This window comes from Streptomyces sp. MST-110588 (genome assembly GCF_022695595.1).
Classification (GTDB): Bacteria; Actinomycetota; Actinomycetes; order Streptomycetales; family Streptomycetaceae; genus Streptomyces.
Genome location: NZ_CP074380.1, coordinates 5754235 through 5767149, shown reverse-complemented (window position 1 = coordinate 5767149; position 12915 = coordinate 5754235). Strand labels below are relative to the sequence as shown.

The window sequence follows — 12915 nt, the reverse complement described above, 5'->3', positions numbered from 1 at the left end:
CTATATGCATTAGGGGGGTTTGCAAGATTTTGGGTGATTTTCTTTTCAGGGGGCTGAGCTATTTCCGCAGCTCAGCGGGCGTTTCCGGCGTAGCCAGCTCTCTGATGTGAAGGATGAGACGAGACCCGGTGACGACGTGGCCGATCCTCATGTCCGGGCCGATGACACGCGTGTGGTCGTCGTCGTCCAGGACTCCTTGGTCCACGAGGCCGTCCACGCACGCCTTGAAGCTGGGATACCAGTTGGCCGGGTCGCGCCGCTGCCGGTCCTCGGGGTGCAGCACGCCGACGATGTGCGCCCTTTCCAGATGCGGCACTGCCCGCGAAGCCGCCCAGGCGGCGCGCCGCAGAACTCTGGTGATGTCGGCACGACGGTGATGGTGGAGCCGCTGGTTGGAGTTGAGGAGCAGCAGCCGCGGGGGCAGTGCCACGCGGAAGCGGCGGCCCGGCATCCCGTCGAACCAGTCCGTCGTCTCGGCGGCCACGTCTCCGCGTTGGAACAGCGTCGGCGGCTTGGGCGCTGCGGGCACGTCCAGCGCAGGCACGTCCTCGGGCGCGTATCCGTTCTTGCGTCTGCTTCCCGTCCCGGTGACGGCTGTGGGGTGCAGGCTCGTCACGAGAATGAGGCGCTGGCGAAGCCCGGTGGCCGCGTCGGCGACCAGGGCGCGCGCGCCCCCCTCTTCGTACTCCACGATGCGGATGCGAGCGGTGTCCTGCGGGTGGCAGGCCGCGAAGATGCGGCCGGTGCGTATGTGGGTCATGGGCGGTCCCGGCGCGACCTGTCAGCAGTTCTGATCCCCCAGAAGCAGGCGTGGCCATGGCTTCCGTGCATCTTCGTCAGCGTGGCCTTGGCGACGGGGGCGATGCCCAGAGCCACCCCGTACATCGTCGACGGCGTCTGCGTCTCCGCCAGCGTGGCGAGGATCTGCACGGACTCCTCACGCCGACTCTCCATCCAGCGTCCGACCGCTTCCCAGACGCGCTCGGCTATCTCCTCGTGCATCAGCACACCTCTTCGTTCATCAGCTCGTCGCGGTCGACGGGAGGCGTTTCTCGTTCGTCGGGCAGCATCGGCGCCGCCTGGTGCGCTCGCCGCAGCTCGGCCAGGGGCAGGGGACGGGCGACGCCCTTGCGTCGTTGCCGGAGGATCGTGACGGGCCCCAGCAGCCGGCGCAGGCCCTCTTCCTGCGCCTCGGCGTAGGCGTACCGGTCGGGCATGACGTCGAGGAGGTGCCTCCACTGACGCATGCCTGCCCTCACGCACGTCCCCCCGCAGTTGTTGTGGGAGAAGCCCAGTTCGTACAGGCGCGGCGGAGCGACGCCCAGTGCACGCGCCTCCTGGAGCAGTTCGCCCTTCGTGCGCGGCGGTTCCCACTTCGAGCACAGGGGGAAGCGGGTGCGCCAGGGCTTCCAGGCGCGGGCGATGGCGGGTATGCGGGCCTTGTCGCGCACCGTGGGTTCGATGCCGACGTACACGAGCGTGCGGGCGGGGTCCTTGTGTGCTTCCATCCATGCGCGGCACGGAGTCTGCTTCAACGTCCGTGTGCATGGCGCGAGTCGGTCGTTCCCGAGGAACCTCTTGTCTCGGAAAACCTCCCAGGGCGTGCGCCCGTCCGCCACCTTGGTCAGCGGCACCCCCAGCAGGCGGCTGGTGTCGTCAGCGAATCTCCACAGGTCGTCATCCTCAATGCCCGTGTCGGCGATGAGGAGAGTGAGGTTGTCGGTTCCGTGCTTCTCAGCGACGCGGACGGCGGCTGCAAAGCTGCCGATGCCGCCGCTGAACTGCACAACATGAGCGATCACTGTGCGCTCCGGGTTCGGGCCGCCCCGGATCCTGCCGGGGCGGCAACGGCGTGCAGGTCAGGTGCGAGGCGTCTTCGGGGCCTTCTTGATGGCGCTGCCTTCTTCCGGGATCGGCTTGGTGCCGTCGACCAGGGCCTTAAAGGACGCTCCGGCGCGGAAGCGGACCGCTCGGGTAGCCTCCACCTGCACCCGCTCTCCGGTCTGCGGGTTGCGAGCGAGTCGCGCCGGACGCTCCACGGGTGCAATCGAGCCGAAGCCGGTCACGCTGATCCGCTTCCCGTCGGCCACCGCGCGGACGATCGAGTCGAAGACGGCCTCCACCGCTTGTGCGGCAACGGTCCGGGAGCCGATCTTGGCGGCGACGTCCTCAATGAGGAGCTTCTTGTTCATGGGATGTCCTTCTGTGGGTTGGGTGGGAAGCGGCCGAGTTCAGGCGGCGGGCTCGTCGAGTGCCAACGCCCAGTGGTTGGCGGTTCGGGGCGCGGTCTGCGGCACGTAGGCGACGGCCTCGACGGGGATGTTCGCGTAACTGCCGTAGGTGCGGCGGCACAGGTTGCCCTGGGCTGTCGTGGCCGGATTGGTGTGAGAGTCCGGGTCATTGCTGCCGACCAGGTGCGCCCACCGCTCGTATACGCCCTCCTGGGGCCGGTACATGTGCAGCCGGATGCCCATGCCGTACTCCACGCCGCCGTGGAAAATCGGGGCAAACTCGATGCCGGGCGCGGGCAGGTCTGGGTTGAGCTGTGCGATGAGTGCCACGGCGGCGACGGGGCCGAGGAGTTCGCGCATCGATCGGTTGTTCATCTGTCCTACTCCTTCGGTGGATCAGGCGACGTCGGGGAGTGCGAGCTGCTGCGCGTCCGGCTCGTCCTCGGCGTCGAGTGGGTTGGGGCCGGGCTTGTAGAAGGGCTGGCAGTCTGGGCACTGCTGCTCGACGGCGCGGCGGTGGGCGCGGGACCCGGCGGCGGTGCCACACGACTTGCGGATGACCGCCGGCGGCAGCTCCGAGGGGTCGGCGTCCGGCAGGGAGTGCACGATCACGCCGGACAGCCAGATCCGGCCGCCACAAACGCCGTCGAAGTCGCTCTTAGCGGGCAGGACCTGCCGGATGCAGGCGGCTCGGTAGGGACAACCACCGCAGACGTAGAGGACGGGTTCGCAGATGGCGACCAAGTCCTTACCGGTCTTCCACCGGTTGTCGGCCACGGCGAAGTCGGGATCGCCCCAGCAGGGGGCGTGGTCGGTGATGTGTGTGCCGGGTAGGGCACTGCGAGATCCGGTCACAGGACAGGCTTCAATCGCTGACCTATCCACTGCGCAACGTTGACAGAGACTGCGTTGCCTGCCTGCATGGTCTGTTCAGCCAGGTTGCCGTAGACCACGTACTTCGCCGGGAACCGCTGTCCTTCGAGCTGTTCGCGGGGCTTGAGCATCCGGAAGTAGCAGTCGTTGATGTCCGGCGCGGAGCGGACCAGGGCGGCCGAGTCGCGGGTGGAGAGGGTGTGGATGGGCTCGGCGGCCGTCTTCACTGCGGCCTTGCGGTACGGCACGACGAGGGTGGCCCTAGCCCGCTCCGGCACTCGGCCGCCGTGGGTCACTAGGCCGTGGTGATTTCCCTGTGCGGTGACTCCGCTCAGCGGATTGGCCGCGGGGCTGGCGGTGGCGTTGTTGCGGAACTCGACGATGAACGGTTCCACCGTCAGGAGTGCTTCGCTCTGGCGGGTGGTGCGAGTGCGCAGGGGCACGTCGATGGGAACGGCGTCGGTGTTCCACGAGCCGCCGGTCGGCACCAACAGTGCGTCACCCTGCTTAGCCGTGCGGGTCGGCAGGGGCCGGTCCTCAACGGCGTACGCCCGGTCGCCGCCCTCCCTGCCGTGCGTGAGGGTGATAGAGCTGGGCCGGTGGGGGAACTTGAGGAGGCCCGCGCGGATGCGGTCCATTGTGGTGTCCGCGAGGGGCTTCTTGCGGTCGCCGATGCGTGTGCCGAGGTCTTCCCAGTTGATGATGTCGCTGGCCGGGCGGACATAGGGCTCGACCATGGCGTGGCGGCAACAGGTGTTGGGGCAGCGGTAGATGTAGTCGCGCCGGTACTTCCCGATCCGTACGCCCGCCACATTCCACGACTGGACGGCGGGCACGTCCTCGCCGCAGTCCACGCATGGCGCGAGGGGCCTGGGCTCCAGGTCCGGCTTCCGCATGGTCTTGAGGGTGAAGACAACGTACATGCGGTCGCGCCACTGGGGAGCGCGCAGGTTGACGTCGTCTCCAATGTGCGCGCTGCTGACACACACGATCTGGTACTGGTAGCCGAGTAGTTCCATGGCTTCCAGCCACTTGGGGAACAGGATCCAGTCGAGGCCGAACTCGACTACGTTCTCGACGACAATTGCCTTGAATCGCTTGGCCTCGGCGGCGCGTACGACGCACCAGCCGGTGACGCGGGTGCGCTCGAAGGCATCCTTGGTCAGGGCCTCCCAGCCTTCGCCCTCCTCGATCAGGTCGAGCAGGTCCATTTGGTTGGTCTCGCGGCGCCGCCCGCCGGCGGGGCTGATCTCGGTGCAGATGACCGATGCCCACAGGACGTCGGCGTTGGGGAGGTAGCGCATCGGGAGGCCGGAGATGTCGATGCACGCGTGGTCGGCGTTGCGATGGTTGGCTGCGTGCGTGTCGATGGCGAGCTGCCAGTGGTTGATCCCGAGGATCAGTTCGTACCCGGCTTCGACGAGCCCGGTGCTGCTGCCCCCTGCGCCACACAGCAGGTCTATGACTTTGGCCATGATGGTCGTGGTTCTCCAAGATGTTCTGTGAGGCCCGGCCCCGCGTAACGGGGCCGGGCGATGGCCGGGATCAGTGAGTGCGGAGGCCGCCGCGCTCTTTGGCCCGGCGCAGGAAGTTCACCCAGAGCCGCCAGGTGTGGTCGCCGACCGGCATTTCAGCGATGCCCACGTGAGGCTGAGCCTCGTAAATGGTCAGGGCGGCGGTGATCTCGGCGACGGTGACCAGGAAGCCGTCGTCGTACCTGAGCTTGTAGGCGGGGATGCCCTTGGGCTCGGACTCCGAGGCGTCCTTGACGGCCAGGTATGCGGCTCGGTATTCGGCGATGCGGGTAGCCGTGGCGTGGTCGGGCTGCGTACCGGGCTTGAGGTCCTCCTCCGTCAGCCCGTAGGCGGACAGCTCCGGGTAGGAGGGAACGGGCAGCTCGACGAGCATCCCGAAGTCGTTCATCGCGTCGAGGATGCGTGGCATCGCGGTCCACGCGAAGCGGAAGTAGTTCTCGTCCCCGTCGGCTGGCTTGCCGTCAGTGGTCTGGATGTAGATGTCGTATCCCACGGGTTTCTCCAAGAGGTCTGTGGCTGCCCGGCCTCGCGTCAGGCCGGGCAGCGTTCAGCGGTGGGCGGCGTGGCGGTGGTGCCGTTCGCCGCAAGTGGTGCATCGAGGGAGCCGGTTGCGGGCCTCCCAGCGGAGTTCGCCGACGGTGAGCGCGGCGAGGCCGACGGCGACACCGATGGAAAGTGCGAGCAGCGCGTAGATGACAGTCATCAGACCGTGGCCTGGCCGGCGTGGGCGAGGTAGACGGTGACGACCTCGCCGTTTCGCTCCCAGATGGTGAGCGGCCATGCGGTCCCGCCCTGTTCGTGGATGCAACGCCAACCCCGCTGCATCAGGTCGTGGGTGACGTAGCCGTACTCTTTGATGGCCGCGTGGCGGGCGTCGAACGGACCCTGGACCAACTGGGACAGCGACTGGTGTCTCGCTGAGACGCCCTGCATCTGCACGGAGACCAGGTCGACACGTCGGGGGGCCAGGCGCCGCTGGGTGACGAAGACTCCGATGGCCTGGACGAGAGAAACGGGATCGTTCCCGTGCTGGGTGTGCTCGCCGTCCTCGGTGGAGTCGTAGACCGTCTCGTCGATGGTCGGGTTGTCTTCGTGTGCGCGCCGGACGATGAAGCCCTCGACGTCGCTGAGGTCGAGGGGCAGTTCCTCGACCGATGAGATCCACAGGTGCGAGCCGTCGGTGAGCTGGGCGGTGATACCGACCATGCCACCGGAGATCTCGACGTCGGTCACGAGCGGGATGCGGCGCAGAGCGGTGATGATCGGCTCGTAGGCGTTCCACAGCTTGCGCCACAGCGGGTCATCAGTGTTGCCGTGCACGGGCATGGGGGCCATCTGTGCGAGGTCGTTGCTCACGGTGTCCTCTCCAAGAGGTCTTGTGCCACTAAACGGTACAAAGTTGGGATCTATCTTGGAACCAGGTTGATGCGCCTGCGACTAGCAGACAGGGGGCCTCCGGCGCTCTTCCCGCACCCCTCGAGCGACGGCAGTCAGGGCCGCCAACTCGTCGGCGCGCTGCTGCGCAGCATCGCCGATGCGCCGGGCCTGGTGGGCGAGGCTTCGCGCCTGCATGAGTGCGTGGTGGTTGTCGCGGGGGTCGAGGCGGGTCTCCGCACCGCCAATCTCATCGAGGAGTTCGCTGACGATCTCGTCGCGCACGTGCTCGGCGTGACCGAGGCCGTCGAGGTCGCGTTCGCACTCGACCTGGCCCTTGAGGTCGGCGATCTGAATGAGCATGTCGCCGACACCTTCGGGGTCTTCGCGATAGAGGTCAGCGAGGGCGCGGATCTGCTCGTGGGCGGCGGCACTACCGTCGAGCACGATCGCGCCCTTGTGTTCGCGACGCAGAGTGGGCAAGTAGCTCATGTCATCCTTCCGATCCGAAGGGGCCCCTCCCCTTCTTCATGGTACTATTCTATATGCAATACCGCGTATGTCTAGATTCCTGGCGAAATATTCATTCGGCCGCCTAAGTTTTTTGCCCCCGGCGGGCCTTGGACCCACGCACTGCCTCACGCGCAGCCCTGCGGGCGGCCTCCACCGACTCGGACTGCTCCTCGACCCGCTGACGGCGGCTAGCCGCATTTCCGTGCCACTGATCCCAGAAGCGCACATGCGCCTGGTGCTCTGCCACCTTTGCTTCTTCCCGCTCCCTCTCGCGTTCTGCGCGCGGGTTGGTGCCGCACCCGCGACAGGAGGCAGCAGGGCGCCCGCGGTGCCTCGAACAGCCCGTCTGCGGCTCCTCGCGTTGCGGGATCGGGGTATCTGCCGAAGCGGGCGCGGGCTCCCCTACGGCGTCAGCCGTGGGGGTAGGGGGGAAAGGAGGGACACAGGAAGACCCAGGAAAGGAAGGGGTTCCACCGCTGGAACCCTGTGGGTTCCCCTCGTGGAACTCATCGGGTTCCACCGGTGAAACCCTGCCCTCCGCCTTCTCAGTGTTCCCCCCGTGGAACCCTGCCTCCCCCGCTGGGTTCCCCCCGTGAAACCCTGCTTCCGCCTTCGGCTTTACATCCCTCTGCTGTCGTACAGCCTCACGGGATTCGACATCCTGATAAGTCATCGCGGGCTTGGCCGGAGCTGAACGCACCACCCCGGAGCGAGCTTTGTGAGGGTTCTTGGGGGCGGCTTTGCGGGCCTCGGCAGCCGCCTTCAGTTCCGGCGTGGTGGGCGTGGGGGGTACGCCGAGTGGGAAGACCCGGTAGACCGCAGATCGGCCTGCCTTGCCTGTCTCGACACGTTCGACGAGGCCCTTGGCTACCAGCTCCGTGACGATGGTGATGGCACGTTTGTCGGTCACGCCGACCCACGCGGCAAGGCGGGTCAGGCCGGGCCGAGCGAGACGCGTCTCGTCGTCGGCGCTGTCCGCGATCTTCATGAGGGCGAGTTTCTGGCTCTGGCTGAGCACATCGGGCGGCAAGTACGCCGCGGCGATCATCAGTTGGATGGACACGATTCCCCTTGGGCGGTACAGGCATGGCGGCAGGGCGGGGCGCCCCGCCCGTTGTCACGGGCGGGGCTGGAGGGGTAGGGGTTTCGGGTCAGGCCGGCGCGACGTTGATGACCGGAGCCGTCTTCTTCCCGGTCTTCCGCCGCGGGATGGGCAGCCCGGCCGCCTTGAGGTTCTTCACCATGCGATCCACGTCCGGCTTCATCGGCACGGGGATGCCGGCGACCTCATGGAGGTCGACCATCGCCTCCACGTCGTCCTTCTCCTCGTCGTTCCCACCGCGCCAGGAGAGCTTGTTGGGCCCATAGATCCCAGCCGGGGACTGGTCCAGCTTCTTGCGCGCGAACGTCTTGATCCGGTTGCCCTCGCTTGCGAGTTCATGCCCCTTCACGTAGTCGATGAGCGCCTGTTCGCGGTCGGCATCATTGTGGATGAGCACCGTCTGCTCCGGGACGCCCGGAGCCGCCCCCGGCCAGCACACGGAGCGAAACGGGCAGTAGTCGCAGATGGCGTCGAGACCCGGTCCGTTGAAGTCACGCGGCATCTCTTCGGGGTCCCTGGCCTCGCGCACGCGCTCCACCCACCACTGGGCCTCGGCGGCCCGCTGGGGGTCGAAGTCGATCTCCTGGGTGTGCTCCGCGCCGCTGTCGCGGTTGATGAAGCGGAAGCGGATGCGGCCGATGTCCAACGGGCCCAGCCGTGACAGGTACCGCTGGCCCGGTACGTCTTCGAACCCGACCTCGTGCAGTACACCCGCGTACAGGTGGACCTGGCGCAGCTCGGCCGCCGTAGCCCCGTACCGGAGAATGCGGTCCCACATGTACGTGGACTTCGTCTTCACGTCCTCCACGGTGAGCACGTCAGCAGGTATCGCCGGTCTGTGCCGAGCGGGCAGGCGGGCGGCGGTCGCCGCGTCGAGTTGGACGACGTCGACGTGCCCTCGAATCAGGTCATCCTGGACGCTGCGCTCAACCAGCCATCCGTACTCCGTGCGCGCCGACTCCAGCAGACCGTAGTGGATGAACGTGCCGAGGATCGCCGCGCGCTTATCGGCGTGGTCGGTCGGGGTGACGCCGTGCAGGATGTAGGCGGCGCGTCGGCCACACACGGTGTCGGATGCCCCGAGCTGGGTCTGTCGGGAACGGGGGCTGCGGGCGTCGACGTAGTGGGCGGCGTCCCAGATGGAAGGGGCGACGCCGTCAACGACGGTGGCTACGGACATGGGAGTTCTCCAAGAGGTGCGTGCGGGCCGGTCACTGCTCGGCGTCCTGGTCCTGCTCGGCGGCCTTCCGCTTGGCGGCGGCGCGGAGCTTGTCGGCGTCGGTCAGTGGGCCCTCGCCCATCTCCGAGCGCGGGTTGTCCAGCTCGGCTGCCCTCTGCTCGGCGGCGGCCCGGACAGTGGCGATCTCGTCCCGGCTGAGGCGGTTGGCCGGGTCGGGGACAGAGCGCCACAGCGCGCCGAGGGCTTCCTTGTCCTTCAACTCGGCGATGCGAGTCAGCCACGGCTGCACAAGGTCACCGGCGAGCGCGGGCATCACGCGCGGCTGGGATTCGATGGAGCAGCCGAGCCTGTTGAAGACCAGGTCCTCGATGCTGAAGTCCCGCAGCGTCAAGGGCTTTCTCTGCTCCACGCGCATGCGCAGGGACCGAACCTTGATGATCTGAGGGTCGGCATCACGCTTCATCCGGACCCAACAGGTTGAGTCGAAGCCCAGATCCTTTTGAGCCGAGACCTTCCACTCCGTCTGGTTCTGGATCGGCTGGCCGTTGTCATCCGTGGCGCTGACCTGCTTGCCGCGGGCAAGGACGATGGCGATGCCGGGGAGGGTACGCAGCAGGTAGATGATCCTGTTCCACCGCTCCAACGCGTCGTTCCACAGGTTCCGGCCGATGTCGTAGGCGGCGTCGGGGTCCTCCTGGAGCAGCTTGCGGTTCTTGCGCGTCCTGCGGCCCCGCTCGTACGTCCAGTTGGACAGCATCCGCCACAGGGCCGAGCCCGAGTCGATAGTCAGGACGACCGGCGGCTCTCCTGCCGTTGCGGCACGCCGGGCCTCGGCGTGCACGGCCTCGACCTGCTCAAGGATGTCCCGGTAGGTGCCGTCGTGCTCGATGATCAGGTAGTTTGCGCCCTGGATCGCCGCGTACTCGTCGGCCGATCCCTCATCGAGGTCAATCCAGTACGTCTGGCCGATGCGCTCAGAGGCGGAGAACTGGGCGGCCGAGTAGGTCTTGCCCGCGCCCTCCTCCCCCTCGATGAGGATCAGCGGCCATGGCACGACGCCGGTCGGCTTGCGGGTCTTGAGTTTGATGGCAGGCGGCTTGGCGGCGCCCGCTGGTGCGTTCACGATCTGGCTCCAAGAGGTCGTGGTCAGTCCGTACGCAGGGCTCGGACCTTGAATAGCGGGGACCACTCCGGGTGCTCGGCCAGCAGGAGCCGGACGTACCGGGAGCGGTAGTCGTTGTTCAGCGCGAACTCGTCGCCTCGGGTGGCCGCTCCGTACTGGTAGCGCAGGAGCTCGAAGAGCATCCCGATGCCGATGCGGCCGAGCCCCTTCTCCGCGCAGTCGGCGGTCATCCGGGCCAGCGCCCCGATGACCCAGGGGTTGAGCGCGTGGAATGCCTCGAACCGCTGCTGGATGGTCAGGTTGCCGGCGTCGGCGGGGTGGCGAACGGGCTGGATGGTCCCGAACAACGGCGGCTGTTCGATCAGCAAGACTCTCCCCCTCAGAGGTAGCACGAACACTATGGAGTGTTGGAATCTATCTCCAGGCAGGAGAAATGTCGATCAGCAACACCAGTAGCCCACACTCGGCGGCCCTCTCGAACAAGACACTCGACCCTCCACTGAATGAAACGCACCCCTGCTGGGCACGCTTCTATTCTATATGCAACCAGGAGTGAGGTCAAGAACAAGTCACCTTCCTTGCAGGCTAGTTGGGGGTCTGGCGGGCCGCCTTGCCTCGCGGCACGATCCTGGCGCCGGGACCGTTATACGTACCGTCGCGCAGCGCGGCCAGGACGCGTTCGTCGACCGCCCAGTCCACACCGCGGGCCCCGGCCTGGAGCGCGGGAACATCTTCCATGAGCGGCTCCAGGAGCCAGATCGGTGAGCCGGAAAGGGTGTAGTCGGCAGGACGGAAGCGGCCCGTGCTGACCGCCTTCCTCAGCAGAGCGCGGGAGGGCAACTGGAACAGCGCCACCAGCTCGGCTTGTCCCACGAGAGGAGGAAGTTGGTCGACCTCGCCGACCCAGTACCCCGGGTCCTGCTCCCTGACCAGCCGCGCAAGCTCGACCTCGTTGATGTACTTCGTACGCGGAGTGGTCTGCCCAAAACCCTTCACGAACTGGAGAAGCCAGTAGGGCGAGCCACTGATGATCTTGGCGTACCGGTAGTCCAGCGTGTGGTCACGACTGATCCACTGACTCACCTGGAGCCGCTTCACGCCATAGAGCGCGGCGAACTCCGCCCCGCCGGCCAGGTACGGCTTCCTCGCCGATGACCTCTGATCCTCTGGCACGCCATCGCCTTCCCTCGCGGTACGTCTGCATATAAATTGTAACCAGTGCGAGAGGGTGGAGTCCGTGTCCCCCGAAACCCGGGTAGTGTGGAGGCTTCCAAGAGGTCGAAGGCCCCCGTCACAGGCGAGACGGGGGCCTTCTTCCTTGCTTACTCGAGTCGCGCTCGGCGTCACGCCGATCCGGTCAGGTCCTCGGCAGCGAGAGCTGCGGGTCCTCGTACTTCGGCGGCCGGGCGTAGCCCAGCAGCCAGCCGAAGCGGGGCGACAGGTGCTTCTCGGCGAAACGGAAGACTCCGTAGTAAACGAAGATCACCGTGGGAGTGAGGACACCGGATACCGCGTTCGCGTCCAGGTCGAGGCCGTGTCTCAGGGCTACTGCGACGAGCCAGCCGACCGCGGTCGGCACCCCGGTGCGCAGAAGGGATGCGTACAGGTTCATGGGTTGCGCTCCTTGATGATGTCGAGGGGTCAGCCGAAGAGGCGGGCCCAGGTCTGGGGGCCGGGGAAGCCGTCGGCGTCGGAACCGCTCCACTTCTGCGCGAGCTGGAAGTCCCTGACGTTCAGGCGGTCTGCCTCACCCCAGTCGCGGGTCGGGCCCACGCGGTAGTGCTTGCCGAAACCACGCCGGACGAGCTGCTGGCCCAGGAGGAGGATCGAGGCGTTCGACTTGCCGGGGCCGAAGGCGCTACGGCCGGGGAACGGCGGCAGGTCTGGCTTGGGCGCCGGGCTCCCCCCGGTGGGCCACTTCGGCATCGGTCCCGGGTCGGTGTGCTGGTTCTCGGGCACCTGGCCATGGCCGTAGTGCCCACCTTTCGTCTCCCACGTGTGCTCGCTGCGGGCCGCGCTCCAGGTGGGCGTGCCCATCGGCCAGGCGTCGGGGACTCCCCAGCTCCGGGCCCAGGTCAGGATCTTGTCGAGACCCTTGGCCGGGGTGTCCCGGACGGTCGCGTACGTCTTTCCGCCCACTCGGCAGTAGGGGAAGAACAGTGTCTCGACCTGTAGGCACACCTTCCCCGTGCGGTTCGTCCGCGTGCCGCCGGCGGCGTCGACGACCGACTTGGAACGGCTGTTGGCCGGGTAGAACTGCGCGGTGCGTCCGGTGAACGGGTCCCACAGGAGGTGCGGAGCGGCCCCGCTACCCCCGCCCGTGAAGTACCGGACGAGCTGGTCGAAGGGAACGAGGTCGGCGGGCTTGGACGCCGTGCCGTTCTTGTCCCAGGTGATGTGCCAGATCACGCGCGGGGCGTACTTGGTGTCGGTGGGTGCCGTGTCACTGAGCGGGTGCCGTTCCGCTCCGGGCAGCCAGAGATCGGGCATGAGGCGCGTCCTGCTTCTCCCCCGCGCCATGGCGATCTAGATTGACGTTGTTCGTTTCGTTACGGGCTGCCGCGTGCAGCGAGCAGCAGTTGCAGCACCGTCAGGAGCACTGGCGCGATGAACGCGGAAATAATCAGACGCCGGTTGGTGCTCGCCTGCTCGCGGTCCTGGTCCCGCTCGGCCCTCACGGTCTCCAGCTCCCGTTCAAGGGTGTCGATACGCAGAGTGAGGTTACGCTGGTCGGCACGGTAGACGTCCACGGTGACCACCTGGTTGAGACGGTTCGCCAGAGCAGCGATGTCGCTGCGCAGATCGTCACGGAGCTGTGCGAGATCGTCGCGCTGGTCCTCGCGCAACTGGACGACGGCGCGGTGCAGTTCCCACAGCGTGGGTTCCGCGCCCGGCGGCGGGATGCTCACCGCGTGCTCCTTCGGCGATCGGTGGCCCCGCGCCACATCCTTGATCATACGGCCGCGCGGGATGCCAGCAGAACT

General features: G+C 67.1%; 17 protein-coding genes and 1 pseudogene. All 18 read right to left on the bottom strand.

Annotated features, from left to right (window positions below; all coding sequences use genetic code 11):
• Nucleotides 1–58: 58 nt before the first annotated feature.
• A complete protein-coding gene (locus KGS77_RS25195; RefSeq protein ID WP_242585241.1) occupies nucleotides 59–760 on the bottom strand; it encodes a hypothetical protein in 702 nt (233 codons plus the stop codon).
• Nucleotides 757–1002, bottom strand: coding sequence for a hypothetical protein (locus KGS77_RS25190; RefSeq protein ID WP_242585240.1), 246 nt, complete (start codon nucleotides 1000–1002; stop codon nucleotides 757–759). Before KGS77_RS25190 ends, KGS77_RS25195 begins: the two co-directional genes overlap by 4 nt.
• The gene (locus tag KGS77_RS25185; protein WP_242585239.1) at nucleotides 1002–1508 is read right to left on the bottom strand and encodes a hypothetical protein; all 507 of its coding nucleotides are present in this window, start codon (nucleotides 1506–1508) and stop codon (nucleotides 1002–1004) included. Before KGS77_RS25185 ends, KGS77_RS25190 begins: the two co-directional genes overlap by 1 nt.
• A gap of 366 nt (nucleotides 1509–1874) precedes the next feature.
• A pseudogene (locus tag KGS77_RS25180) lies at nucleotides 1875–2192 on the bottom strand (HU family DNA-binding protein); the annotation flags it as partial.
• A 39-nt stretch (nucleotides 2193–2231) separates the two neighbouring features.
• Nucleotides 2232–2606 (bottom strand): hypothetical protein, encoded by a 375-nt coding sequence (locus KGS77_RS25175; RefSeq protein ID WP_242585238.1) that lies wholly within the window; start codon nucleotides 2604–2606, stop codon nucleotides 2232–2234.
• A gap of 21 nt (nucleotides 2607–2627) precedes the next feature.
• On the bottom strand, nucleotides 2628–3086 hold the full coding sequence (locus KGS77_RS25170; RefSeq protein ID WP_242585237.1) for a hypothetical protein: 459 nt from the start codon (nucleotides 3084–3086) through the stop codon (nucleotides 2628–2630).
• Entirely contained in the window at nucleotides 3083–4579 is a 1497-nt protein-coding gene (locus tag KGS77_RS25165; RefSeq protein WP_242585236.1) for a DNA cytosine methyltransferase, read from the bottom strand. The genes KGS77_RS25170 and KGS77_RS25165 overlap by 4 nt, the downstream gene beginning before the upstream one ends.
• 70 nt (nucleotides 4580–4649) lie before the next feature.
• Nucleotides 4650–5132, bottom strand: coding sequence for a hypothetical protein (locus tag KGS77_RS25160; RefSeq protein WP_242585235.1), 483 nt, complete (start codon nucleotides 5130–5132; stop codon nucleotides 4650–4652).
• A gap of 54 nt (nucleotides 5133–5186) precedes the next feature.
• Entirely contained in the window at nucleotides 5187–5342 is a 156-nt protein-coding gene (locus tag KGS77_RS25155) for a hypothetical protein (protein ID WP_242585234.1), read from the bottom strand.
• Nucleotides 5342–5995: a hypothetical protein gene (locus KGS77_RS25150; RefSeq protein WP_242585233.1), complete on the bottom strand. Its 654-nt coding sequence runs from the start codon at nucleotides 5993–5995 to the stop codon at nucleotides 5342–5344. The genes KGS77_RS25155 and KGS77_RS25150 overlap by 1 nt, the downstream gene beginning before the upstream one ends.
• Before the next feature lie 81 nt (nucleotides 5996–6076).
• Nucleotides 6077–6505: a hypothetical protein gene (locus KGS77_RS25145; protein ID WP_242585232.1), complete on the bottom strand. Its 429-nt coding sequence runs from the start codon at nucleotides 6503–6505 to the stop codon at nucleotides 6077–6079.
• 1172 nt (nucleotides 6506–7677) lie between these two features.
• On the bottom strand, nucleotides 7678–8808 hold the full coding sequence (locus tag KGS77_RS25140) for a PD-(D/E)XK nuclease family protein (protein WP_242585231.1): 1131 nt from the start codon (nucleotides 8806–8808) through the stop codon (nucleotides 7678–7680).
• A gap of 31 nt (nucleotides 8809–8839) precedes the next feature.
• Nucleotides 8840–9931 carry an AAA family ATPase gene (locus KGS77_RS25135; RefSeq protein ID WP_242585230.1) on the bottom strand — a complete coding sequence of 364 codons (1092 nt, stop codon included), beginning with the start codon at nucleotides 9929–9931 and terminating at the stop codon, nucleotides 8840–8842.
• Between the two features lie 23 nt (nucleotides 9932–9954).
• Complete coding sequence (locus KGS77_RS25130) at nucleotides 9955–10299, bottom strand: hypothetical protein (protein WP_242585229.1); 345 nt, start codon at nucleotides 10297–10299, stop codon at nucleotides 9955–9957.
• A gap of 217 nt (nucleotides 10300–10516) precedes the next feature.
• Nucleotides 10517–11104 carry a hypothetical protein gene (locus KGS77_RS25125; RefSeq protein WP_242585228.1) on the bottom strand — a complete coding sequence of 196 codons (588 nt, stop codon included), beginning with the start codon at nucleotides 11102–11104 and terminating at the stop codon, nucleotides 10517–10519.
• 184 nt (nucleotides 11105–11288) lie between these two features.
• Nucleotides 11289–11543: a hypothetical protein gene (locus tag KGS77_RS25120; protein WP_242585227.1), complete on the bottom strand. Its 255-nt coding sequence runs from the start codon at nucleotides 11541–11543 to the stop codon at nucleotides 11289–11291.
• Nucleotides 11544–11572: 29 nt separating this feature from the next.
• Nucleotides 11573–12421, bottom strand: coding sequence for a peptidoglycan-binding protein (locus tag KGS77_RS25115; protein ID WP_242585226.1), 849 nt, complete (start codon nucleotides 12419–12421; stop codon nucleotides 11573–11575).
• A 59-nt stretch (nucleotides 12422–12480) separates the two neighbouring features.
• On the bottom strand, nucleotides 12481–12888 hold the full coding sequence (locus tag KGS77_RS25110) for a hypothetical protein (protein ID WP_242585225.1): 408 nt from the start codon (nucleotides 12886–12888) through the stop codon (nucleotides 12481–12483).
• Nucleotides 12889–12915 lie beyond the last annotated feature (27 nt).